The organism is Chryseobacterium pennae (genome assembly GCF_003385515.1).
Classification (GTDB): Bacteria; Bacteroidota; Bacteroidia; order Flavobacteriales; family Weeksellaceae; genus Chryseobacterium; species Chryseobacterium pennae.
This window is the reverse complement of record NZ_QNVT01000039.1, coordinates 1-25,319: the sequence shown is the minus strand read 5'-3', so window position 1 is coordinate 25,319 and position 25,319 is coordinate 1. Positions and strand designations below refer to the sequence as shown.

The window sequence follows — 25,319 nt, the reverse complement described above, 5'->3', positions numbered from 1 at the left end:
CTTATTTTTATTGTTAGTTTCAGTTTTGTTGTAGTTTTAAATACACTCCATTCGTCCAACCGAATCCGTCCTGATTGGGGTATTCCCCGCCTCCTGCTATTGTTTCCGTATCTAATGCATTGTATTTTTCCATCAATTTTCCGGTGTTCTGATACACTCTTTCCACATTCGAACACCAGTTATTTTTTATCTGCTCAGCCGTTTCATTAAATCCATAATTTTTCATTGCCTTAAAGCCAAGCCATTGATAAGGAGCCCAGGCATTAGGTAAGTCCCACTGCTGCCCTGTTTTTTTAGTCGTAGTAACCAATCCTCCCGGGTATAAAAACTTTTCAAAAATAGTTTCTGCCACTGCTTCTGCCTGCTTCTGATCTGCAAGTCCCAGGAATAAAGGGTAAAGAGCAGCAATATGTTCAGACGATGTTTTTGTGTTTTTTTTAATATGATAGTCTCTGTAAATCTTCGTGCTTTCATCCCAGAAGTATTTATTAATCATATGTCTTCGCTTTGCTGCTCTTTCAGTAAAATAATTTTCTTTGTCTTTCAGATTCTGAAGCGCTGATGATGTTGCCAATGTGGTCTCTAAATGCCATAAAAGACAATTTAAATCTACCTGAGCAAGGTTCAATGTTTCTATAGTCTGAATATGTTCTCCGTCTGCAAGCCATCTGCTGGAAAAATCCCAGCCGGATTCACAGGCGCTTCTTATATTTCTGTAAAACTCTTCTCCTGAAGCACTCTCCTGATCTTCAATATCAATCAGATAACTTTCAGGACGAGGTTCATTTTCAGCATCATAATATCTATTTAAAATATCTCCATCCTGAGTTTTCACTACTCTTTTGATTCCTGTATTACTTTCTACTTCCTCTTCCCCACTCATCCAGAAAGCATATTCCTTCTCTAAAGTATCGTGATATTTTGAATAAATAGTTTCATCATTCTTTGTCTCCGCAACCAGTTGCAGCATCAAAGAAAAGTAAGGTGGCTGCGAGCGGCTCAAGAAATGAGTCCTGCTCGCATTGGGAACAAAACCAACATTTTGTATCAGATAAGAACAGTTCTCAACAATATTCTCCATCATTTCCACTCTGCCGGAAACCTGTAACCCAAGCATAATAAAATAGCTGTCCCAATAAAAAAATTCGTTGAAACGTCCACCGGGAACGATATAAGGTTTTGGTAATTTTAAAAGTGTTCCTTTTTCTTCGTAAGCTGTGCGTGTTAATTCATCCCAAAGCTTTTCTATATGCTGCTGAATGGGAAGATGATCTTCTCTTCGAACAGACACTTTAGCCCCTAGAAAATCAAAATGAGTCATCACAAAATTCTTCAGATCAAAGCCTGTAGAATTTTTCTCCTGCTCATATTTTGCATTGATCTCTGCAATCGGAAATAAAGGAACTGCATCGGTCATCATTTTTTGATCTTCAAAAATTTTCGACTTCTGTACGGCATCAAAAAGTACCTGGATTTCTTTGATATAAAGCTGATTACTCATTATTTTTTAGGATTAATTTTTAATTTATTCATGAAAATTGCTGAAGTTATCAACAAAGAAAGTGGAATCAGGGACAGGTAAAATGCCTGCTGCCCACTGAATTCCTGAAATACAAAGCCTGTAATAATTGAACCTATTGTTCCTCCAATTGCTGAAAAAACTACGATTAAACCAGACATTGCACTGTGTAAATATTTGGGAATAGAAGCCAGAATCACTGAATTGATACTCGGATAAATCGGAGCCAGTAATCCTCCCATTAATGGAAATAAATACACAACAAGTGGGGCATTCAGCCAGTTTGTACCTGCATCAATATGAGTATTATGAGTTAATGGAAGCACTAAAATTAAACTTACCGCAAAACCAATAACGCAGAATGATACCACATAAATCCAGCTGATTTTTCTGGAAAAGAAACCGGATAAAAACCTTCCCAACGCAAAAGCTCCTGCCAAAACTGCTCCTGCCTGAATACTCATAGACGTTGGAACTTTTAAAATTTCTTTATAAAAAGTGGGGGTCCATGTCTGGAAACTCTGCTCTACCAATACAAAAAGGAATGCACATAGTAAAAAGAACAGTACTTTTTTATAACTGAATAAGCTTACACTATTTTTTAAGTCACCTAATAGGTCCGTTTTCTCACTTGTCGCCTCTTTTTCATTCAGTTTTGAAAAGAATAAAAATAAAAATGACAGAGATGAGAGTATTCCTAATACCCAATACACATTCAACCAATGGGTAGATTTTGGATTATGATCATCAATATATAAACTGAATAAAACATTTCCTGCCAGTACTCCAATCATAAAAAAGCCTTCCAGAAACCCCATAAAACTTGAATGCTCCTTATCCGTTTCAGTTACCAAACCTATAGAGGTAAAAACAGAAATTTTAATAAGTGCAAAAGAAACTCCTACAATGGCAAATAATACTTTGAATACCCAAAATTCATTGATAAATGGCATCACAAAACACATTCCACTCACCAAAAACAATGCAATCAGCATAGAATTCTTAATCCCGATTTTAGGAAGAAATGAAGCAAGAATGAATGAACAGATCGCAATCGGAAGATCTTTAAATCCTTCCAATACACTCGCAGATGATTTTGAAATTCCAAAATTTTGCTGAACCTGCAAAATAACAGTTCCCACAGAATTCAGAAGAATTGCGAAAACAAAATAGTTCAAAAACAAAACCGCCTTGATGTTGATGTTTTTCATTCAGGTTATTTCTTTGCGGCTAAGATAGAAGCATTTCTGTTCACAATAATTTAACACAATAAATCAATATTTGAACAATATTAATATAATTAGTATTTTTAGTGATTAAATATGATTAATTAAATGAAAGTTACTTTCGAAAGAGTAATTCCCAATGAAAAAAGCTCGTTCCGCACGATTCATAATAACTCCCCTATTTCGGAATTCAAATGGGAATACCATTATCATCCCGAAATTGAACTGGTATGTGTTATTTCTGGGAGTGGAACCCGTCACGTTGGCTATCATAAAAGCAATTATACCCATGGAGATCTCGTTCTGATTGGTTCTAATATTCCACATTCAGGATTTGGCTTGAATTCTATTGATCCACATGAAGAAATTGTACTTCAGTTCAAGGAGGAAATTCTCCAGTTTCCCCAACAGGAAGTAGAAGCAAGATCCATCAAAAATTTATTGGAACTTTCAAAATATGGTATTCATTTTCATCATAAAGTAAAAAAAGCCATGCTTCCGAAGCTCAGACTTATACTTGAATCGGAAGGTTATAAAAGATATTTGCTGCTTCTGGAAATTCTTTTTGAACTGTCCAAGTGCAAAGATTATGACCTTTTGAATAAAGAAATCATGCCTTATACCATTATTTCAAAGAATAAAACACGCCTTGAAAATATCTTCACTTATGTAGAACATCATTACGATAAGGAAATTAATATTGAAGATGTAGCAAAACTAGCTAATCTTACCTTACCTGCTTTTTGTAATTTCTTTAAAAAAGCAACCCAGATCACTTTTACAGAATTTGTGAACCGTTATCGGATCAATAAAGCCTGCCTGCTGATGGCTCAGGATAAATCTATTTCAGAATGCAGTTACAGTTGTGGTTTTAATAATGTAACTTATTTCAACAGGATGTTTAAAAAATATACAGGAAAGACCCCTTCAGAATTTATTAAGAATTATGCTCATAATAAAGTCAGTGTGTGATCAATTTATCGCAGATCCCGCCAATTTTGCAGATGTTTGTGGATAAGAAAAAATCAATGTTATGTACTCAATCTGCGAGAATAATATATGGAAAACAAAAAAGCTGCTCTAAAAAAGAACAGCCCTATATTATTACAAATAAGAACCTAAAACAGGAACTATTTCCATTTAATATTACATCCCATACTAGGTCTCTGAATTTCTTCCTGTGCTTCTCCAGCTAAAAGATTTTCAAAAGCTATGATAAGATCTTCTCCGGTAATATCTTTATTGTTCCCTGGTCTTGAATCATCCATCTGACCTCTGTATACAAGATCTAATTTATCATCAAAGAAATAGAAATCAGGAGTACATGCAGCATCGTAAGCTCTGGCAATAGTCTGGCTCTCATCAAATAAATAAGGGAAATCAAAATTTCTTTCGATTTGGAATTCAATCATTTTTTCAGGAGAATCATCTGGATATTTTTCAACATTATTAGCATTGATTGCGATGAATTCAATTCCTTTTTCATTGTAATCTTCATACAATTCATTGATTTTATCAATTGCGTGAAGAACAAACGGACAATGGTTGCACATGAAGATCACCAGTGTTCCTTTTTCTCCTTTCAGCTCTTCTAAAGACTGAAGTTCATTCGTTTTTGACGGGTTTGGAAGCTCAAAAAACGGAGCTTTTGTACCTAATGCCAACATATTTGAGGGAGTATTCATATCCTTTTTCTTTAGTTTCACAAAGATAGAAATTTCTTTGGTTATATGGTAAGGAAGATGGTGCCTGGAGCACGGAAGTTATTTTTCCCAATATATTTATCGAGTAAAGCTATATTTTTTATTAATTTTTACAATAATTTCAAAATTACACACTTAAACTACTTCCAGTACCCACTCTTCCAACTTCCAGCCTATTTTAAATTCTTTCTTTTTCCATGAAAATCAAAATAATGTTTGGAAGATACCCTTAAAAGTTTGTAGTTTTGCTAACACTGTTAGAAAAGAATATCATGGGCTTACATGAACGTCGTCAAAGAGAAAAAGAATCCATCCGTGCAAGTATTTTGCAGGCGGCATTCACTTTGGCTAAGTCTGAGGGCTGGGCATCACTTTCCATGCGTAAAATAGCAGACGCTATTGAATACAGCGCACCGGTGGTGTATGATTATTTCGAAAATAAGGATGCTATTTTATTTGAAATTTCTTTAGATGGCTTCCATAAATTACACATAGAATTACTAAAAGCACAACAACAATATAGCACTCCGGAAGAGCAACTTGTAGCTCTTGTAGATGCCTATTGGGCCTTTGCTTTTAATAATAAGGAATATTACCAACTTATGTTTGGTCTGGGAATGCAATGTTGTGGAAAAGGACAGATGAAAAAAGAATTTTCTTCATTCCAGGAGCTTATTTACGAATGTACTTATAACATTATTGAGAAAAACGGGTCAAATACAGATAATGCATGTCATATGTCTCATGCCTTATTTTCAGCGGTTCATGGAATGATTTCTATTATGATGATGCGTACAGGAGATATTCCGTCTACTATGAATAAATCGACTTTGGATGAAACAGTTTCGTCCTTTATTAAGTCTTTATAATATTTTTTTGGACTAGAAATTAACACCGTTAGGAAAATTAACACTGAATTAATATCATTCACAGTTGATTCCTAATACAATTAAAAAACTATTTATGTAAAACTCTACTTTATTCAGTTGTTAAAGGTACCTATTTTTTCTTTTAAAATTAACACCGTTAGCAAAATTAACACACATTACACCTCACTCTTTATATACTTAAATACATTAAAAACATTTTCAATTATGGAAACAATCGATCTCATCAGACATTAAAAATTCTGTAATTTTTTTTTGAACAAATTATTAACACTGTTAGGAAAAAAAACAGCATTTATTAAAAAGAAAACATTACTTCAATCTAACACTTTATTAAAAAATTAAATTAACAATGAACATACCTGGAAAAACAAGGTTTATTGTACTTATTTCAAGTATAATTCTTTTACAGAGCTGCACCAAGGCTGCGGAAGGATCCAATACTGCCCCACCAGCTCCAGAACTTCCGGTTTATACCGTTATCACCTCTCCTGCTACCACATATCAGGAATTCCCAACTGCTTTAGAAGGGAAAAATAATGTGGAAATCAGATCACAGGTTGATGGATATCTTGATAGAATTTATGTAGAGGAAGGCGCTTATGTAAGAGCCGGACAGCCTTTATTTAAAATAGATTCAAGAAGTTATGGCGAGCAGATGAATATGGCTCAGGCCAATCTTCAGGCTGCCAATGCCAATATACAAAAGGCAAAAGTAGAAGTTGACAGACTTCAGCCATTGGTTGCTGCAAAAGTGGTTTCTGATGTACAGCTTAAAACAGCAAAAGCTAATTATGAAGCAGCTGTTGCGGCCGCATCACAAGCCAGAGCCTCTGTTGGAAGTGCAAAAATAAATATAGGATTTACAACCATTACAGCACCGGTAAGCGGATATATAGGAAGAATCCCTTTCAAAAAAGGAAGTCTGATCTCAAGAACTGATCCTAATCCATTGACTTTATTATCAGATATCAGTGAAATTTACGCCTATTTCTCTCTAAGTGAACTTGATTTTATTGCTTTTCAGAATAAATATCCGGGAGCCAGTTTGGAAGAAAAGCTGAAAAATATGCCAATGGTAGATTTGGTTATTGCAGACAACAGTACCTATCCTGAAAAAGGAAGACTGAGTATTGTAGACGGACAGTTCGATAAAACAACAGGAGCCATCAGTGTACGTGCTGTTTTCCCTAATACTAACGGGTCTTTGAGAACTGGGAATACAGGAAGAGTACGTATGCCACAACTGATTTCAAATGCAGTGGTAATTCCTCAGGAATCTACTTTCGAAATTCAGGATAAAACGTATGTCTATGTAATGGGCAAAGATCAAAAGGTAACAGGAAAACCTATAAAAATATCAGGAAAAACAGACAGTTATTACTTTATCTCTGAAGGGCTTTCACCGGGAGAAAAAATTGTCTACACCGGAATCGGAAACTTAAAAGATGGTGCTTCTGTTAGACCTAAAGCTATTTCCTCAGACAGTTTACTGAGAGTAAAACCTTTGTAATTATTCTGAAACGGAAGACTTAAAAAAATAAACTTCTTATGTTAAAACAATTTATAGAAAGACCGGTACTTTCAACGGTCATCTCCATAATACTCTTATTATTGGGAGCCTTGTCTCTCTTTAATTTGCCCATTGCCCTGTTTCCGGATATAGCACCACCAAGTGTTCAGGTAACAGCTTTTTATCCGGGAGCAAATGCTGAAGTTGTAGCGCGTTCTGTAGCAACTCCTATTGAGGAAGCTGTAAACGGAGTGGAAAACATGACTTATATGACTTCCAACTCCAGTAATGACGGAACGATGACGCTGAGCGTTTTCTTTAAGCAGGGATCTGATCCAGATAATGCCGCTGTAAACGTTCAGAACCGGGTATCAAAAGCGATGAGTCAGCTTCCTCAGGAAGTGATACAAGCCGGAATTTCTACTCAGAAAGTTCAGAACAGTATGATCATGTTTATGGGATTATCCAGTGATGATCCGAAACAATATGATGAACTCTTTTTACAAAACTATCTTAAAATCAATGTAATTCCACAGATTCAGCGTATTCCCGGGGTTGCCCAGGCTCAGGTTTTCGGAACAAGAGACTATTCCATGAGAATCTGGCTAAAACCGGATCGATTAGCTGCTAACAACCTTTCTCCACAGGAAGTTCTGAATGCCATCAAAGATCATAACCTTGAAGCCGCTCCAGGACGTTTAGGGCAAGGAAGTAAGGAAACTTATGAATATATCCTTAAATATAAAGGAAAGCTAAACAAAGGCGAAGATTACGAAAGCATTGCTATTAAAGCAAATAGTGATGGTTCATTCTTAAGATTAAAAGATGTTGCAAGAGTAGAATTTGGTTCTTATACCTATACCGCTACAAACAGAGTAGATGGAAAACCTGTTGCCGGATTTGCCATTTTACAAACTGCCGGCTCTAATGCCAATGAGATACTGACTGAGATTGAAAAACAGGTAGATCAGTTCAGTACGACCCTGCCTAAAGGAGTGAAACCGATTATTATGTATAATTCTAAGGATTTCCTTGATGCATCTATTCACCAGGTGGTTGAAACATTAGTGATTGCATTTGTTTTGGTATTTATTGTAGTATTTATTTTCCTTCAGGATTTCAGATCTACTTTAATTCCGGCCATTGCGGTACCGGTAGCCATTATCGGAACATTCTTCTTCCTACAGTTATTTGGGTTCAGTATCAACATGCTTACATTATTCGCATTGGTACTCGCCATCGGTATTGTAGTAGATGATGCCATTGTAGTGGTAGAAGCCGTCCATTCTAAAATGGAACATACAGGAATGCAAGTTGAGCAGGCAACTGTAAACTCTATGAGCGAAATTTCCGGAGCTATTATTTCCATTACGTTGGTGATGTGTGCAGTATTTATTCCGGTAGGATTTATGCAGGGACCTGCAGGAGTTTTCTACAGACAATTCGCTTTCACGTTAGTAATTGCGATCCTGATCTCAGCAGTCAATGCATTGACATTAAGCCCAGCTTTATGTGCAATGTTTTTAAATGATCCTCAGGGAGAACATGGTGAGCATGGTCACAAAAAAGGGTTTGGAGCAAGATTTTTCAATGCATTCAATGCAAGCTTCAACAATATGACCAAAAAATATATTTACAGCCTTAAATTTTTAATTAAAAACAAATGGGTTTCCATCGGAGGTCTTGTTTTAATTACTGCGGCCAGTATTTTCATGATCAAAAAAGCACCGTCAGGGTTTATACCAACGGAAGACCAGGGATTTGTTCTTTATGCTGTGAATACTCCTCCGGGAAGTTCACTGGAAAGAACTCACAGAGCGACTGAACAGATTGATAAAATCATTAATGGAGAAAAAGCTACGAATCACCTTTGGGTAGCCGATGGGATGAACTTTATCAGTAACGCCAACGCTTCTCCTTATTCTGCAGGTTTTATCAAACTTAAAGATTATGATCAACGTGGAGAAATGAAAGATCCGGATCAGATTGCTGCTGCATTAACAGGAAAAGTAAGCCAGGTAAAAGATGCCAATGCTTTCTTCTTCAATTTCCCTACGATTCAGGGATTTGGTAACGTTTCCGGTTTTGAATTTATGTTGCAGGATAAAACCAACGGTTCTTTTGAACAATTGGGAACAACAACGCAGCAGTTCATTGGTGAACTGATGAAACGTCCGGAAATTGCCTTTGCATTTACAACTTATGCAGCCGGAAATCCACAATACACCATTGATGTAGATACAGACAAAGCCAATCAATTAGGAGTTTCTATAACAGAATTAATGCAGACGATGCAGATCTATTATGGAAGTAGCTTTGTTTCGGATTTCAACAGATTCGGAAAATATTACAGGGTAATGGCTCAGGCAGATATTCCTTATCGTACAGATATTAATTCTTTGGAAGGAATCTACGTGAAAAATAAATTGGGAGAAATGGTTCCTGCTAAAACACTGGTAACCTTAAAAAGAACCTTTGGACCGGAAACCGTAACCAGAAACAACCTTTTCAACGCAGTAACCATTAATGGAACTCCGAAACCTGGATACAGTACCGGAGATGCCATCAAAGCTGTAGAAGAAGTGGCCAAACAATCTCTTCCGAGAGGTTATGGATATGAATGGACCGGAATTACCCGTGAAGAGATCAAAACAGGAGGACAAACAACTTTCATTTTCTTATTAAGTATCTTATTTGTGTACTTCCTGTTAGCCGCTCAATACGAAAGTTATATTCTTCCGTTTGCCATTATCTTAACCATTCCAACCGGAATATTCGGGGTATTTGCTTTCACAGGACTGGCAGGAATTGATAACAATATCTACGTTCAGGTTGGGCTAATCATGCTGGTCGGATTATTGGCAAAAAATGCCATCCTTATTGTAGAATTTGCCGTACAAAGAAGAAAAGCAGGAAGATCACTGATTGAATCGGCACTTCAGGCTTCAAGATTACGTTTAAGACCAATCCTGATGACTTCTTTTGCCTTTATTGTGGGGATGCTACCATTAGTTTGGACGCAGGGAGCTTCTGCAAAAGGAAACCACTCTATTGGATACAGTACCGTAGGTGGAATGCTTACAGGAGTGGTATTCGGAATTTTCATTATCCCGGTGATGTATGTTGTCTTCCAATATCTGCATGAAAAAATGCCAAGCAGAAAAAAGAAAAGACTTCAGAAAAAACAGATGGAAGAAGAACTTTTAGCTTCAACTATTAATTAAAAATAGGGATTTATAAACCACAAAAGGCACAAAAGATTTCAAACAATTATGTGATTTTAAGTTAAAAGTATACTGCATAAGAAGTCCACATAAATTTTTGAAAATCGTTGATTTTCTCATCCGAAAGCATCTGTGTAAATCTGTGTCATCTGTGGTAAAATAAAATTATACAAACTATTGAGGAATAGGAAAACTTTTAACACCAAGCCATTTAAGGTGATAAAAGCTGAACATAGAAAATAACATACAAGTTTTAAAAACTTTTGATTTTCCATATCAACATGGATGTAAATCTATGATCAAAATATTCCTCAAAGTTTTCTACTTCATTAAAGTTTATTAAACAAAAACTATGAAAAGAATAAAAAATATTATATTAACATTCGCCATAGCTTTAGGATCTGTTTCGTGTGTGTCAAAACTGGCATACACGGAGCCGGACCTTCCGTTACCGGAAAAATTCCAGTACACTGCTACAGCTGATACAGCGAGCATTGCCAATCTGGAATGGAAACAGTTTTTCAGCGATCCTATTTTACAGGAACTGATTGAAAAAGGAATTAAAAACAATTATGACCTTCAGATTGCCTTAAAACAGGTAGCCTCTTCACAGGAAAAACTGAAACAGGCAAATTATATGCAATATCCGGATGTTGGTTTCGGAGTAGCTGCACAGATTTCCAGACCATCTAAAAATAGTATGAATGGTCAGAGCATGAATTTATTTTTAGGCCAAAATCATGTTGAAGATTATAATGCCGCATTCAATCTTTCATGGGAAGCTGATATCTGGGGAAAAATAAAAAACCAACAGGAAGTTTCCAGAATGCAGTATCTGCAGACCTATGAAGGTTCGAAAGCAATTCAAACCCAAGTGGTAGCTGCTATTGCACAGGGATATTATAATCTGTTGATGCTGGATAAGCAGCTTACAATTGCAAAGTCCAATTTGGAGTTAACCAGCAATACTCTATTGATTACACAAAAAATGTGGGAAAGTGGTGACACAACCTCTTTAGGAGTTCAGCAGGCTACAGCTCAAAAGCAAGCCACGGAACTTCTGATTTCCCAATTAGAACAGAATATCGCTATTCAGGAAAATGCATTGAGTATTTTGGTTGGGGAAACTCCTAATAAAGTTAACAGAACCCTTGAGATGTCTGATACTTCCCTGCCTCAAAATATCACAGCAGGGCTTCCGGCAGCTATGGTAAGCCGCAGACCTGATGTACGCCAGCAGGAGCTTGTTTTGCTGGAATCCAATGCCATGGTAGGAATTGCTCAGGCCAATATGTATCCTGCACTAAAGATTACGGCCAATGGAGGTGTCAATTCATTCAAATTTGATAACTGGTTTCAGATTCCGGCATCATTATTTGGGTCTGTTTTAGGAGGCATTACTCAGCCTATTTTTCAGAAAAGACAATTGAAAACTGATTTTGAGGTAGCTAAAATTCAAAGAGAGAAAAATGTACTGGCATTCCGTCAGTCTGTGTTGAATGCAGTAGGTGAAGTTTCCGATGCTTTGGTGTCTAATGAGAATTTAAAAGTTCAGGAACAGAAAGCAGCAGAACAATCCACCACATTGAAAGATGGAATTAAAAGTGCACAACTTCTTTACAGAGGAGGTTCAGCCAATTATCTTGAAGTGATTACCGCACAGGGAAATTCACTTCAGGCCGAGTTGAATCTTGCTTCCATTAAAAGACAGAGATTAAGCACCATTGTAGATTTATACAGAGCGCTGGGCGGCGGTTGGAAGTAGTAAATTAAATTATATTGTTTGAATGCGGTTCTTTATAGGACCGCATTTTTTTGTTATTTAAAAAAATAAATTATTTCTTTTCATTCATCTAATTTTCATAACTTTATACAAAAAGTAACACCCCTAATTTATCCAAAATTAGTCATATATGAATGATACAATTTCTTACAAAATTCAAAATGCTTACATGCTTCCCTATGAAAAAGTAATTGATAAAGAATTTATGGATTTATATGATAAAACGAATGAAATCATTGCTTCATCAAGAATTTACTTTGTTTGTAGATTAAGATCAAAAGGATTCCTTTTTAACCGATTTTCAAAACCAGAAGTTTTATATGTAGGCGAAACATTTGATAAAGAAAACCGATTTTATCGGCATGAAAAAATATTAAAAGCAACAACTCTCAAAGAACCCAAAGATAAACTTGTAGTATATTTTTTACATATTCGTTTTTCTTATTTGGGATTAAATACATTTTATAATAATCCAATGGAGATTTTTAATGAAATAAAAGACCTAAATAGTAAAACTTCAGTCAGACTACTTGAAAGGCTATATATTAAACTTTTTAATCCTATTTTAAACGAGAGCCACAATGACAACAATGTTATTGAAGATAATTTAGTTCAAAAAAAATTAATCGACAATTCCATTCATTATGTAAATTTAGATATTGGAATGAATGAATCATTATTCAATTTTACTGGTGGAAAAAGAGCTGAAAAACACGATATTTATACCTTTAATTTAACAAATAATGAAATGACTTTTGGCCATCCTTTATTGGAGTTATTATAATTATCTAAACCATTAAGATAATTTAAAAAATCAGTTTCATTAAGAATAGTTTTTAAAATATTCTTCCTTAAAGTGAGGGTTATCTTAGCCTGCTTGCCACATTAATAAACCTTAACATTCAAAAAATCAATTCTGAAATTTATCTGTAATCCAAAGAATCAAATCATTATAATTCTCCTGAGAATATCCTATTTGTAAATAATGAATATCATCTGCCTTTCTATACCATGTCAATTGACGCTTAGCATACCTGCGGCTATTCTTTTTAATCTCAGAAACGGCAAAATCAAGATCCCATTCGCCATCAAAATATTTGAATAGTTCAGCATAGCCAACTGTATTCTGAGCTGTTAATCCTTTGAATCTCTCTAAACCTTTCACCTCATCCAAAAGACCTTTTTCCATCATAATATCAACCCTGCGATTGATTCTGTCGTACAACTCTTCTCTTGGAGCTTCAATTCCTATTCTTATCACGTTGAAATCTCTGGAATCCTGGGAAACAGCAATCTGTTCAGAATATTTTTTATCCGTTTGCCAGATCACATCAATGGCACGTAAAAGTCTTCGGTGATTGTGAATATCCACTACTTCAAAATACTCAGGATCTAACTCTTTTAAAATTTGCTGAAGCTTTTCAACTCCCTCCTCTTCCATAAGTTTCTGAAGCTTTTCCTGATTTTCAACATCAGCTTCAGGCAGATCATTCAGCCCTTCAATCACAGCTTTTTCATACATCATACTTCCACCGACCAAAATTACAGTGTCATGATTTTGAAAAAGTTCATTAAGTTTTTTCAGAGCATCTTCTTCATATTGCCCGATAGAATAGTATTCTTCTACTGAAAGATTTCCTATAAAATGATGAGGTGCTTCAGCCAATTCTTCTTCAGAGGGGGCTGCAGTTCCTATTTTCATCTCCTTGAAAAACTGCCGGGAATCACAGGAAATAATCTCGGTATTGAAATGTTTCGCCAGATCAATTGCCAGTTTTGTTTTGCCTATTCCGGTGGGTCCTACTACAGAAATCAGATTTTTCATCAGTTCACATTCATTATTTTATCAGTAAAATAGAATCTTTTACAGATTTCACTGTGCTAATTTAAATGTTTATCTTTGTAGAACAATAAAAAACTATGATTTTATCAATGACTGGCTTCGGTAGAGCCGAAGGTGTTTTTGAAGGAAAAAAAATAACAATAGATATTAAATCACTGAACAGCAAGAGCTTTGATTTAAATATCAAAATTCCTTTACGTTACAAAGAAAAAGAATTTGAGATCAGAAAAATTCTTAACGATAGAATTATCCGTGGAAAAGTTGACTGCTATGTCAATCTTGAAAACCTTGAAGAATCTAATGATGTAAAAATCAATAAAGGTTTAATTGATTCATACATTAATGAATTTAAAAATATTGCATCAGATGGTCCTGATTTCGAATACCTGAAAATGGCAGTAAGGCTTCCGGATGCCATCTCCTCAAGACCTGATGAATTGACAGAAGGTGAATGGGAAGCATTAGCGAAAATCGTTCATGCTGCAGTTGATAGATTTGAAGAGTTCAGAAAAACTGAAGGCGGTATTTTACATGAAGAATTAAACAGAAATATTCAGAATATTGAACAGTATCTGGGCGAAGTGATTCCTTTTGAAGAAGAAAGAATCGTAAGTGTAAAAGAACGTTATCAAAAGACTCTGAAAGAATTCGAAAATGTAGACGAAACCCGTTTCTATCAGGAAATGGCTTATTTCACGGAAAAACTGGATATTTCAGAAGAAAAAGTAAGACTTACTCAGCATTTGAAATATTACAAGGAAGTAATGGACAATGAATCTTTCAACGGTAAAAAACTGGGCTTTATTTCTCAGGAAATCGGAAGAGAGATCAATACATTAGGTTCCAAGGCCAATCATGCTGAAATTCAGAAACTGGTAGTGATGATGAAGGATGATTTGGAGAAAATTAAAGAACAAACGTTAAACGTATTATAGACCATAGACCTATAGACAAGGGATGGTGAGATTCTGTCTCATATCTCCAATCTAAAAATCTCTAATCTGAATGGATAAAGTAATTATATTTTCAGCACCGTCTGGAAGCGGAAAAACTACATTGGTAAAGCATTCCCTGGAAACTTTCCCGGAACTGGAATTTTCAATCTCATGTACTACGAGACAACCTAGAGGAAGTGAAGTACATGCTGTGGACTATCATTTTTTATCGCCTGATGAATTCAGACAGAAAATTTCAGAAGATGCTTTTGTAGAATATGAAGAAGTATACACTGATAAATATTATGGAACTTTAAAATCTGAAGTGGAAAAGATCTGGAATCAGGGAAAAGTTGTTATTTTTGATGTAGACGTAAAAGGAGGAATTTCCCTGAAAAAATACTTCGGAGAAAAGGCTTTATCTATTTTTATAGAACCGCCTTCCATTGAAGAACTGGAACGAAGATTGATTTCAAGAAATACGGATGATGCTGAAACCATTAAAACCCGCGTGGAAAAGGCTGAAGAAGAAATGTCTTATGCCAGCGAATTTGACAGGATCGTCATCAATTCCGATCTTGATGAAGCTAAAAAAGAAATAGAAAGTTTAATAAAAAGTTTTATCAATAATTAATGGCTGGAAGATGGAGGTCAGAAGATGTAAGTAATATGCTTTCATCAAAATCTAACTTCTCATTTCTAACCTCTAACTTCTGATAATAAAAAACATTGACGTTGATATGAGTACCGAAACATTAGAAAAAGCTAAATCTGCGATTCCTGTAAAAGGATTCCTGGATATAAAAGATATTGCGATTCCTCAGGGAGAAGACTTGGTAAAGGCCATTCTGAAACTTAAGGAAGAGAAAAATGCTGTCATCCTTGCCCATTATTATCAACCGGGAGAAATTCAGGATATTGCTGATTTCCTTGGTGATTCTTTGCAGTTGGCAAGACAGGCAAAAGAAACCAACGCTGATATGATCGTATTCTGCGGAGTACATTTCATGGCCGAAGCAGCAAAGATCCTTAATCCAACTAAAAAAGTAGTCCTTCCTGATACCATGGCCGGATGCTCTCTGGCAGACGGATGTTCAGGAGAAGGATTGAGAAAAATGCGTGAGCAACATCCTGATGCCTTAATTGCCACATACATTAACTGTAATGCTGAAACTAAGGCTGAAAGTGATATCATCGTAACAAGTTCAAATGCTGAAACCGTTATTGAAGCCCTACCAAAAGACAGACCTATTATTTTCGCACCGGACAAAAATCTGGGAAGATATTTATCTAAAAAGACAGGTCGTGATATGATCCTTTGGGACGGAAGCTGCATAGTACATGAGGCATTTTCAATGGAAAGAATCGCAAAACAACTTGCAGACAATCCGGATGCAAAAATGATTGCACACCCGGAAAGTGAAGAGGCTGTTTTAAAATTAGCACACTTCATTGGCTCCACTTCAGCTCTACTTAATTTTGTAGAAAAAGACGATTGCCAAAAGTTTATCATCGCAACAGAAGAAGGGATTCTTCACGAAATGAGAAAACGTGCACCACACAAGGAATTGATTCCTGCATTGGTTTTTGACGAGAGTTGTAACTGTTCAGAATGTTTTTACATGAAACGTAACACCATGGAAAAATTGTATTTATGTATGAAATACGAGCTTCCTGAGATCCTTATCGACGAAGAATTAAGGTTAAAAGCATTGAAGCCGATCGAGGCAATGCTTGACCTTTCCAAAAGCATAAAGTAAACAAAAGAGGCTGTCTCAAAAGTGAGATAGCCTCTTTTTTATTTCAAAACTCCTTAGAGGTTCTTTAAGATACTCCACCATCCATGCAATCACTGCTGACAATCACACACATTTTACAATAAGTGGGAAGTGCTTGGTAAGTAGCGCACGAATAATCATTAGGTCCATTTCCAAAAGTAGCATTTTGTGGACACCCACCGCATCTTGATGGACCTGCTCCGTGCAATTCTTCTAGTGCTTTTCTGTTTAATTTCTTTAGATTTTTCATAGTAGTTTAATTTTTGATGTTAATATACTTATTTGCTATAATAGTCCGAATAATCCGGGCCGTAGCAATCTGCACTTACGTCTACACAGTTTCTGCAGTTCGGAGATAATGCCCAATAGCTCCAGCAACTATTCGTGTACTCTGGCCCATCACCATAATTCCCGCCTGTAGGACAACCACTACATCCCTGCTGTTCCTTACCTTTGATATTTTTCAGTTTTGTTCTTGATAGTTTTTTCATGTTTAAGTTTATTATTAATTAGTATTTTTTAAAAAAAATATAATTATTTCTATTACCTATCCCCAAAACAGTAAATACTTACTCCTACACAGTTTCTGTTTCTGCAATAATCAGGTAGTGTAAAATAATTTTCACATGTTCCACCATATTCTGGCCCCGGTCCATACATAATATGGCTAGGACATCCGTTACAAATAGATGCATTGGCCCCTTCAATACTTTTAAGACTGAATCTTGATAATTTTTTCATACTATAAAAATTTTGAATGATTGTAATCTGATTCAAGTTACAGCATTGGAGCATAACATTTCCCACCCGGCTTTAGCCAACATCCCCATTTACCTCCTCCCATAAAACATACAAGCTGCTCACTGCCACAAGCATCAATTTGAATTTGTGTTGCACCACCACTGATACTTTTCTTTTGCTCTCGTGTTAATTTTTTAATTGTTTTCATAATGTTTTAATTTTAAAATAATAAGTAGAAAATACTGTTGTATAATAATTTTATTCTATTAAAAAAGATTAATAAGGCCCAAAGCATTCACTGCTTACAATTACCCTTCCTTTACAACATTCAGGTAAGCTATTAAAGTTATCACATGATCTTACATCATTTGGACCATAAGGCCCCACAGGACAAGTTTCATAACAATCACCAGGTCCTCCTCCATTAATTGATTTTAAATTTTCTCTCTTAATTTTTTTTGAATTTTTCATAGAATTTTTATTTTAGTTAATCTCATAAATATAAGATTTTTAATTAATTACACCAAATATTTCTCAACAAAAGGATTTATCATTTTATTTGTATTAAAAGTTGGCCATTCCAAAATAATTTGTACATTTGTTTTGTTACAATGAATTTTTCAAGAAACATATCTGATATTTCTATCCTGAAGTCACCCATTTCAGGAGTATCTGCTGTTTCCACATTCACAACTACAACAACTACCCCATAAAGGGGTAAATTTTCACATATTATTCCAGTACCCTGTACTCTTTTATAAAGAGTAACTCTTTCGTTTTATCTAACCTCAAATCAATAATTGATGAAAATTTTAAAATTCGGCGGAACATCAGTCGCCAATTCTCAGAATATCCAGTTGGTAGAAAACATTGTTAAAAAGGAATCTTCACAATGCAATGTTGTAGTTATAGTATCCGCACTTCACGGAGTAACAGACCTTCTTATTCAGGCTGCAGACAGTGCTTCCGTTAAAAATAACGACTATCAGTCACTTCTTAAAAAAGCAGAAGAAAAACATCTGAATCTTGTCAAGGAACTTATCCCGGTCTTAGAACAAAGTTCTTTATTGAGCTTTGTGAAAAAACAATTTAATGATCTCGAAGATCTTTACAACGGAGTTTTCGTTCTTGGTGAGCTTACTCCAAAAATCAAAGACAGAATTGCAGCCTATGGAGAATTTCTGTCCTCAAGCATTATTGCAGCCAGACTCCAGCATCAGGGATTAGACTGTTTATGGATGAATACTTCCGAACTCATTATAACTGACAGCAATTTTACCAATGCAAAAGTAAATTTCAACATCACCGAAAATAACTTTAAAAATTATTTCAGTCAGCATCAGCATCAGCATCAGGTCATCATAGGACCAGGCTTTACAGCTCATGATGAAAATGGCCACATGACAACATTAGGACGTGGAGGATCAGATTATACTGCTGCTATTATTGCTGCTGCTATTCATGCTGAAGAACTTCAGATATGGACAGATGTGAGCGGAATGATGACTGCAGATCCCCGTCTGGCTACCCATGCAAAACCTATTGCAGAAATTTCCTACCATGAAGCCATGGAACTTTCTCATTTCGGAGCGAAAGTCATTTATCCACCATCAATTCAGCCAGTGATGGTTAGAAATATTAATCTTAAAATCAAAAACACATTTGATCCGGAAGCACAGGGAACACTGGTTACCCATAATCTGAATATTTCAGAAAACGAAAAACAGGAGGTCGCTGTAGGGATTTCAAATATGGGTAATATTGCACTTCTCACTTTGGAAGGCAGTGGAATGGTAGGAATTCCCGGAATTTCGGCCAAACTGTTTCAATGTCTGAGTCAGGAAAAAATAAACGTTATTCTGATTACTCAGGGATCTTCGGAACATTCCATTACCATAGCTATTCATCAGAAAGATATAGCAGCCGCTGAAAGTGCAATTAATGTTTCCTTTGCTGATGATATTAATTTAAAAAGAATAGCACCTGTCACTATTGAAACCGGACTTTCTATTGTAGCCTTAGTGGGTGAAAATATGAAAAGCAGAAGTGGTGTAAGTGCCAAAATGTTTGGATGTCTGGGGAATAACGGCATCAATATAAGAACAATTGCACAAGGTTCATCAGAAAGAAACATCAGTGTTGTCATTGCTGAAAAAGATGCCAGAAAAGCAGTGAATGTTCTTCATGAAGACTTTTTTGAATCCGAAATAAAACAGATACATCTTTATATCTGCGGAACCGGAAACGTAGGTACTAAACTCATCAAGCAGATCTATGACCAAAATCAATATCTGCGGGAAAATCATTTCATCAATTTAAGAATTGCCGGCCTTTCCAACAGCCGGAAAATGATCTTTGCAGACAAAGGTATTTCTAAAGAAGAATATATCAGCTGGAATGAGTCAGGAACTGAAGCCTCCGCTCAGAGATTTGCTGAAGAAATCATAATCCGCAATTTAAGAAACTCGGTTTTTGTAGATATAACAGCAAGTTCTGAAATCCCAGAAGTATATGAGAGTCTATTAAAAAGGAGCATCAATATTGTTGCCTGCAATAAAATTGCCGCTTCATCAGATTTTGAAAAGTATACAACATTAAAGAATACGGCAAGAAACCACAATTGCAGTTTCCATTTTGAGACCAATGTAGGAGCAGGACTTCCGGTAATAGGCACCATCAATGATCTCATTAAAAGTGGCGATAAAATAACTTCCATTGAAGCTGTTCTTAGCGGAACATTAAATTTTGTTTTTAATGCTTATGACGGAAGCAGAACATTTTCTGAAGTAGTAGCCCAGGCACAGAAAGAAGGATATACAGAACCGGATCCAAGACTCGATCTTTCAGGAACCGATGTGGCCAGAAAAATTTTGATCCTTGCCAGAGAAGCCGGGTATCCATTACAGTTTGAGGAGATTGAAAATATAGGATTCCTTCCTGAGGCCTGTATGGAAGGAAATGTAGAACAGTTCTATGAAAAACTCACAGAATATGAAAATCATTTTAAATCTCTGTTTGATAGTGCACAGAAAGAAGGAAAAATTCTGAAATATACAGCAGAGTTTAAGGATGGAAAAGCTAAAGTAGGGTTACAGCATGTGGCTCCTGGAAGTGACCTGTTTCATCTTTATGGAAAAGACAATATTGTCATTTTTAAAACCTTAAGATATTCCGAACAGCCCTTGGTTATCAAAGGTGCTGGTGCAGGCGCTGAAGTAACAGCCAGTGGTATTTTCGCAGACATTATACGTTCAGTTTAAAAACAAGAATATGAAAAAAGTAAAATTAAAAATTCCGGCTACCGTAGCCAATCTTGTATGTGGATTTGACATCCTGGGTATGGCAGTATATGAACCTTATGATGAAATGGAAATCCGGTTATTAGAAACTCATGAAATCATTATCAGACATACAGATCCGTTTGGACTTCCTGAAGAACCCTTTAAAAATGTTGCAGGAATTGTGCTTTTAAAAATTCAGGAACATTTCAACTTAAAAAATGGTTTTGAGGTCATTATTCACAAACATATAAAACCTGGAAGCGGGCTCGGCTCCAGCGCGGCTAGCGCCGCCGGAGCTGCCTTGGGAGCCAATATTGTATTAGGAAATATCATGTCAAAAGATGAAATGATCCATTTTGCAATGTTTGGAGAAGAACTCGCCTCAGGTGTTCGTCATGCAGACAATATTGCCCCTTGCATCTATGGTGGGATCACATTGGTAAAATCTACAAACCCGATTGATATCATTCCATTGAATGCACCTGATTTATTTGTTGCTGCGGTACATCCTCAGGTGGAAGTTAAAACTTCCGATTCAAGGCAGATCTTAAAGAAAACCATCACCTTAAAAAGTGCCGTTGAACAATGGGGAAACATTGCTGGTCTCGTAGCCGGTATTCAGAAAAATGATTTTTCACTGATCGGCAGAAGTCTCAACGATGTCATCGTAGAGCCTGTGCGGAGTATCTTAATTCCGAGATTTGATGAAATTAAGTCGAAAAGCCTTCAGATCGGAGCCCTGGGAGGAGGAATTTCAGGGTCTGGACCTTCCATTTTTATGCTTACAGAAGAAAAAGAAACAGCTGAAAAAATTGCCGGTATGATGAAAGCAATCTATGATGAAATCCAAGTAGACAACCTCGTCTATGTTTCCAAAATAAATCCGGTAGGAATTGAAATCGTTGAAGAACCAAATTAGAATAAAAAAACAGATGAAATATTATAATTTAAAAGACAGTCAGGAAAACGTTGATTTCAGAACTGCAACCATAAAAGGACAGGGGAAAAATAAAGGATTATTCTTTCCCGGAAGTATTCCGTACTTCAAAGAAGAATTCATTCAGAATCTTCATCAATATTCTGATGAAGAGATTGCTTATCAATGTATGAAAGATTTTACCGGAGATGAAATTCCTTCAGAAATACTAAGAAAGATCGTTGCAGAAACCATAAGTTTTGAAATTCCTTTAAAAAAAATAAATGATGACATCTCAGTGCTTGAGCTTTTTCATGGTCCTACCCTTGCATTCAAAGATATTGGCGCAGGATTTATGAGCAGATGTCTGTCTTATTTTTTAGAAGATAAGAAGAAAAAAGTTACTGTTTTGGTCGCTACTTCCGGAGATACCGGTGGAGCTGTTGCCCATGGATTCTATGATATCCCTGGAATTGATGTCGTTATTCTTTATCCTAAAAACAGAGTAAGTCCTGTTCAGGAAAAACAGCTTACAGCATTAGGAAAAAATATTTATGCCCTGGAAGTCAATGGGAGTTTTGATGACTGCCAAAGTCTGGTAAAGCAGGCCTTTGCAAATGAGGAAATCAACAGTCAATTATTTCTGACTTCTGCCAATTCCATCAATATTGCAAGATGGCTTCCCCAGCAGATTTATTATCTTCTAGCCTTAAAACAATGGCAAAAGATGGAAAAGAAAGCACCTGTTATCTGTGTTCCAAGTGGGAATTTCGGAAATATCTGCGCTGGAATATTAGCACATCTCCGTGGTCTTCCTGCCGACCATTTTATTGCAGCCTGTAATGCTAACGACGTAATTCCTGAATATTTAAAAACTAAAAAATTCAATCCTAAAAAAGCAATTGCAACCCTATCCAATGCTATGGATGTGGGGGATCCCAGTAATTTTGTCAGAATCCTTGAACTCTTTAACAATGAATTTGACCTTTTAAAAAATAAAATATCGGGCTATTCTATTGATGACCAAAAAACGATGCAGACTATTACGGAAACTTATAATAAATACCATTATATTCTGGATCCCCATAGCGCCGTAGCCTTTGCTTCACTGCAACAATACCTTCAGGAAAATCCGGGTAAAAAAGGGATCATTCTCGGAACGGCACATCCTGTTAAATTTCCAGATGCAGTAGAAGCTGCAATCAAAACTAAAATTGAAATTCCCCAGTCTCTGAATGACCTGATGAAAAAGGAGAAAAAAACTGTAGAAATAAATTCAGATTTTGAAGAATTAAAGCGATTTTTGCTTGACAAAAATTAAACAATGAGTAAGATATATCTTGAAGATGTAAAAATATATGCCTATCACGGGGTTTTGCCGGAAGAAAATATTATTGGGACCTATTATATTTTAAATGCAGAATTTCATACCGATCTGTGGAAAGCATCAGAATCTGATGATCTGAATGACACCATAAGCTATGCCGATATTAATGATATTATTCATCAGGAAATGAAGATAAAATCCAAGCTTCTGGAACATGTGGCCGGAAGAATTATCTCAAAAATTCATGACCATTTTCCACAGATCAGCTATATCAGGCTTAAACTTACCAAAACAGCACCGCCTATGCAGGGAGAAATGAAAGGAGCAGGCATTGAGCTTGAAAAAAGTTTTAAGCCGGAAAATTAAAATTCTTATTTTTATTTCATTAAAAAAATACAAAATTGAAACTCATTAAAATATTATTTTTAGTAGCATTTATCAATGCTTTCGGTCAGGGAAGTGTTGATAATCAATTAGCTAGTTATAACTTTCCGAAGATAAGATCCAGCATTACCATGCCGGTAACGATCCCGCTTACAGAACTCAGCAATATGGTAAACGCTTCTGTAAAAGATCTTATCTATCAGGACGATTCTTATACAGATAACAATAATGACCAGTTTAAAGTTAAAGTCTGGAAAACCAGACCTATCCGTCTTGTAGGAGGAACCAGCCAAAACCTCCTGATTGAAGTTCCTTTAAAAATCTGGGCAGAAAAAGGAATCGGAACCCTGGGAGTTTATTCTTATCAGAATACTACTTTTGAAACGGTAATGTCCTTTAATACAACCGTTAGTTTTAAAAACAACTGGACCATCACCACCAACACTCAGCCTAACGGTTTCAGATGGGTAACAAAACCAGTTCTGGATTATGGCAGAATACAGATTCCTATCACTCCTATTGTTGAAAAAAGCCTGAAGGAGCAACAGCTAAAATTTTGCAAAACCATAGATCAGCAAATGGCAACCCAACTGAATTTTCAGCAATATGCCGTTATGGCCTGGAATACATTTGCACAGCCATTCAATATTTCTGAAGAATATAATACCTGGCTGAAAGTAAGTCCGGTAGGCGTTAATATTACCCCGTTAAAATTCTACGGAAATCAGATCAATGCAACTCTTGGAATTGATATTTTCTCGGAAACCTTTACCGGAAGTAAACCTGCTTCCTCTCCATCTGTAACTTCAGCAAGTAATTTCAATTTCTCTCCCACTGTTGCAGATAAATTTGTTTTACAGACTACGGCTAACATTCCTTTTACAGAAGCCAGCAATATGGCCAGAAAAACATTTTTAAATAAAGAATTCGACATCAGGGATTCCAAAGTAAAGGTAACAGATATAAGAGTATATGGTTTGGATAACAGAATCGTCATTGAAGCACAAACAGATGGTTACATCAAAGGAACAGCTGTTGTTTCAGGAATTCCAGTGTATGATGAAGCCAAAAGAAAAATAGTTTTATCGGATACCAAGTTCAAGCTTAAAACAATGAATATTCTTCAAAAAACAGCTTCTGTCCTATTTCAGGGGAAAATTGTAAAAATGATTGAAGAAGAATACGGAATTCCAACCCAGGAACTTGAAGAAACATCCAGAAAAAGCATTGAGGACGCTTTCAACAAAGAATATTATAAAGGATTAAAGATGAGTGGAAAAGTATTCAATCTTAAACCAAGTAAAATACTTCTCAACAATACAGGAATCACTGCAGTCATTGACACTAATGCCACTTTAAAGCTTCTTGTCAACGGATTCTAAAATTCTAAAATTTAAAAGACTAATAACCATCCATGAGAAAATTTTTAAAAATAGTTGAAGATCATAAAGCTTCACTTGGAATCAGGTTTTTGAATAATCTTATTGATCTGTTTATACTAATCATTCTCAATCTTATTATAACTATGATCTCTGATATTCTTTATGCCCTTACTGATATTGAATATTTCTATTTTTACGGTAACAGTGCTATATGGTGGCAGTTCCTCATCGGAAATATTAACTGTTTTATTTATTACTTTTCGATGGAAAATTTTTTAAACGGGAGAACAGTAGGAAAATATATTACAGGTACCAAAGTAATAAGTACTAATGCCACAAAACCAACAACCCAACAAATTATTTATAGAAATCTTGCCAGACTTGTCCCCTTTGATGGACTCTCTTTTTTCGGAGTTAATGGATGGCATGACAGTTGGACAGATACAAGGGTAATTAATATTAAAAATTATGAGTCTGAAAAACAGGCTAAAAGCGAAATTGACGGTCTGGGAAAGAAAGAAATTGCATAAAAACTTTGGATTATATAGAAATTTAGCTATATTTGCACACCTCAAAAATGGTAAGACATGGTACTTTGGCCGAGCGGCTAGGCAGTGGTCTGCAACACCATCTACAGCGGTTCGAATCCGCTAGGTACCTCTAAAACCTCTAAATTTTATTTAGAGGTTTTTTTTATTATATTTTTTGCAATATTTTACTTATCAATCTTAAAATAATCCAACCGAAAAACTAAGCTGAAGATAAAAAATGGATCAGTACCAAAAGTTGTGGATTACGCAAAAAGTTTGGTTAATCTAAAAAGAAAAAAAGATTTATCTTTTACTCCTCTGAGCTGTAATCTAAAGTTTTTGATTTT

General features: G+C 35.7%; 24 protein-coding genes and 1 tRNA gene. 16 read left to right on the top strand and 9 right to left on the bottom strand.

Annotated features, from left to right (window positions below):
• Window positions 1-19 precede the first annotated feature (19 nt).
• Both DRF65_RS26230 and DRF65_RS26225 read right to left on the bottom strand, forming a co-directional pair.
• On the bottom strand, window positions 20-1,501 hold the full coding sequence (locus DRF65_RS26230; protein ID WP_115973661.1) for a trehalase family glycosidase: 1,482 nt from the start codon (window positions 1,499-1,501) through the stop codon (window positions 20-22).
• A complete protein-coding gene (locus tag DRF65_RS26225; protein ID WP_115973660.1) occupies window positions 1,501-2,730 on the bottom strand; it encodes an MFS transporter in 1,230 nt (409 codons plus the stop codon). The genes DRF65_RS26230 and DRF65_RS26225 overlap by 1 nt, the downstream gene beginning before the upstream one ends.
• A gap of 123 nt (window positions 2,731-2,853) precedes the next feature.
• Between DRF65_RS26225 and DRF65_RS26220 the strand changes: the two genes are divergently transcribed.
• Window positions 2,854-3,717: an AraC family transcriptional regulator gene (locus tag DRF65_RS26220; protein WP_115973659.1), complete on the top strand. Its 864-nt coding sequence runs from the start codon at window positions 2,854-2,856 to the stop codon at window positions 3,715-3,717.
• 158 nt (window positions 3,718-3,875) lie between these two features.
• On the opposite strand, the gene DRF65_RS26215 is transcribed toward DRF65_RS26220, so the two are convergent.
• A complete protein-coding gene (locus DRF65_RS26215) occupies window positions 3,876-4,430 on the bottom strand; it encodes a thioredoxin family protein (protein WP_115973658.1) in 555 nt (184 codons plus the stop codon).
• Between the two features lie 263 nt (window positions 4,431-4,693).
• Here DRF65_RS26215 and DRF65_RS26210 point away from each other — a divergent pair, with 263 nt between their 5' ends.
• The 5 genes from DRF65_RS26210 to DRF65_RS26190 all read left to right on the top strand — a co-directional run bounded on the left by DRF65_RS26210 (window position 4,694) and on the right by DRF65_RS26190 (window position 12,639).
• Window positions 4,694-5,317 (top strand): TetR/AcrR family transcriptional regulator, encoded by a 624-nt coding sequence (locus tag DRF65_RS26210; RefSeq protein WP_228438960.1) that lies wholly within the window; start codon window positions 4,694-4,696, stop codon window positions 5,315-5,317.
• Between the two features lie 370 nt (window positions 5,318-5,687).
• A complete protein-coding gene (locus DRF65_RS26205; RefSeq protein WP_115973656.1) occupies window positions 5,688-6,848 on the top strand; it encodes an efflux RND transporter periplasmic adaptor subunit in 1,161 nt (386 codons plus the stop codon).
• Window positions 6,849-6,886: 38 nt separating this feature from the next.
• Window positions 6,887-10,072, top strand: a complete 3,186-nt coding sequence (locus DRF65_RS26200) for an efflux RND transporter permease subunit (RefSeq protein WP_115973655.1) — start codon at window positions 6,887-6,889, stop codon at window positions 10,070-10,072.
• Window positions 10,073-10,424: 352 nt separating this feature from the next.
• The gene (locus tag DRF65_RS26195; RefSeq protein WP_115973654.1) at window positions 10,425-11,837 is read left to right on the top strand and encodes an efflux transporter outer membrane subunit; all 1,413 of its coding nucleotides are present in this window, start codon (window positions 10,425-10,427) and stop codon (window positions 11,835-11,837) included.
• A gap of 148 nt (window positions 11,838-11,985) precedes the next feature.
• Window positions 11,986-12,639 (top strand): hypothetical protein, encoded by a 654-nt coding sequence (locus tag DRF65_RS26190; protein ID WP_115973653.1) that lies wholly within the window; start codon window positions 11,986-11,988, stop codon window positions 12,637-12,639.
• Between the two features lie 126 nt (window positions 12,640-12,765).
• On the opposite strand, the gene miaA is transcribed toward DRF65_RS26190, so the two are convergent.
• Entirely contained in the window at window positions 12,766-13,680 is a 915-nt protein-coding gene (gene miaA / locus DRF65_RS26185) for a tRNA (adenosine(37)-N6)-dimethylallyltransferase MiaA (RefSeq protein ID WP_115973652.1), read from the bottom strand.
• Window positions 13,681-13,775: 95 nt separating this feature from the next.
• Between miaA and DRF65_RS26180 the strand changes: the two genes are divergently transcribed.
• The 3 genes from DRF65_RS26180 to nadA all read left to right on the top strand — a co-directional run bounded on the left by DRF65_RS26180 (window position 13,776) and on the right by nadA (window position 16,393).
• Window positions 13,776-14,633, top strand: a complete 858-nt coding sequence (locus DRF65_RS26180) for a YicC family protein (protein ID WP_115973651.1) — start codon at window positions 13,776-13,778, stop codon at window positions 14,631-14,633.
• A 70-nt stretch (window positions 14,634-14,703) separates the two neighbouring features.
• Window positions 14,704-15,267 carry a guanylate kinase gene (gene gmk, locus DRF65_RS26175; RefSeq protein WP_115973650.1) on the top strand — a complete coding sequence of 188 codons (564 nt, stop codon included), beginning with the start codon at window positions 14,704-14,706 and terminating at the stop codon, window positions 15,265-15,267.
• Between the two features lie 106 nt (window positions 15,268-15,373).
• Entirely contained in the window at window positions 15,374-16,393 is a 1,020-nt protein-coding gene (gene nadA / locus DRF65_RS26170) for a quinolinate synthase NadA (RefSeq protein WP_115973649.1), read from the top strand.
• A 64-nt stretch (window positions 16,394-16,457) separates the two neighbouring features.
• On the opposite strand, the gene DRF65_RS29360 is transcribed toward nadA, so the two are convergent.
• From DRF65_RS29360 to DRF65_RS26160, 5 genes are all read right to left on the bottom strand, one after another.
• Complete coding sequence (locus DRF65_RS29360; protein WP_123947439.1) at window positions 16,458-16,661, bottom strand: bacteriocin-like protein; 204 nt, start codon at window positions 16,659-16,661, stop codon at window positions 16,458-16,460.
• A 28-nt stretch (window positions 16,662-16,689) separates the two neighbouring features.
• Complete coding sequence (locus DRF65_RS26165) at window positions 16,690-16,902, bottom strand: hypothetical protein (RefSeq protein ID WP_115973648.1); 213 nt, start codon at window positions 16,900-16,902, stop codon at window positions 16,690-16,692.
• Between the two features lie 52 nt (window positions 16,903-16,954).
• Complete coding sequence (locus tag DRF65_RS28320; protein WP_123947438.1) at window positions 16,955-17,152, bottom strand: hypothetical protein; 198 nt, start codon at window positions 17,150-17,152, stop codon at window positions 16,955-16,957.
• Window positions 17,153-17,189: 37 nt separating this feature from the next.
• The gene (locus DRF65_RS28685; protein WP_165852318.1) at window positions 17,190-17,360 is read right to left on the bottom strand and encodes a bacteriocin-like protein; all 171 of its coding nucleotides are present in this window, start codon (window positions 17,358-17,360) and stop codon (window positions 17,190-17,192) included.
• 68 nt (window positions 17,361-17,428) lie between these two features.
• Window positions 17,429-17,623 (bottom strand): bacteriocin-like protein, encoded by a 195-nt coding sequence (locus tag DRF65_RS26160; protein WP_115973647.1) that lies wholly within the window; start codon window positions 17,621-17,623, stop codon window positions 17,429-17,431.
• A gap of 332 nt (window positions 17,624-17,955) precedes the next feature.
• Here DRF65_RS26160 and thrA point away from each other — a divergent pair, with 332 nt between their 5' ends.
• The 7 genes from thrA (at window position 17,956) to DRF65_RS26125 (ending at window position 25,102) form a co-directional block, all read left to right on the top strand.
• Complete coding sequence (gene thrA / locus DRF65_RS26155) at window positions 17,956-20,412, top strand: bifunctional aspartate kinase/homoserine dehydrogenase I (protein ID WP_115973646.1); 2,457 nt, start codon at window positions 17,956-17,958, stop codon at window positions 20,410-20,412.
• A 10-nt stretch (window positions 20,413-20,422) separates the two neighbouring features.
• Window positions 20,423-21,352 (top strand): homoserine kinase, encoded by a 930-nt coding sequence (locus DRF65_RS26150; RefSeq protein ID WP_115973645.1) that lies wholly within the window; start codon window positions 20,423-20,425, stop codon window positions 21,350-21,352.
• A gap of 13 nt (window positions 21,353-21,365) precedes the next feature.
• Complete coding sequence (gene thrC / locus DRF65_RS26145) at window positions 21,366-22,670, top strand: threonine synthase (RefSeq protein ID WP_115973644.1); 1,305 nt, start codon at window positions 21,366-21,368, stop codon at window positions 22,668-22,670.
• 3 nt (window positions 22,671-22,673) lie between these two features.
• Window positions 22,674-23,042 (top strand): dihydroneopterin aldolase, encoded by a 369-nt coding sequence (gene folB, locus DRF65_RS26140; RefSeq protein ID WP_115973643.1) that lies wholly within the window; start codon window positions 22,674-22,676, stop codon window positions 23,040-23,042.
• A 35-nt stretch (window positions 23,043-23,077) separates the two neighbouring features.
• Window positions 23,078-24,442, top strand: coding sequence for a DUF4403 family protein (locus DRF65_RS26135; RefSeq protein ID WP_115973642.1), 1,365 nt, complete (start codon window positions 23,078-23,080; stop codon window positions 24,440-24,442).
• A gap of 32 nt (window positions 24,443-24,474) precedes the next feature.
• A complete protein-coding gene (locus tag DRF65_RS26130; RefSeq protein WP_115973641.1) occupies window positions 24,475-24,972 on the top strand; it encodes an RDD family protein in 498 nt (165 codons plus the stop codon).
• Between the two features lie 59 nt (window positions 24,973-25,031).
• A tRNA-Cys gene (locus DRF65_RS26125) sits at window positions 25,032-25,102 on the top strand.
• The last annotated feature ends 217 nt before the right edge of the window (window positions 25,103-25,319 follow it).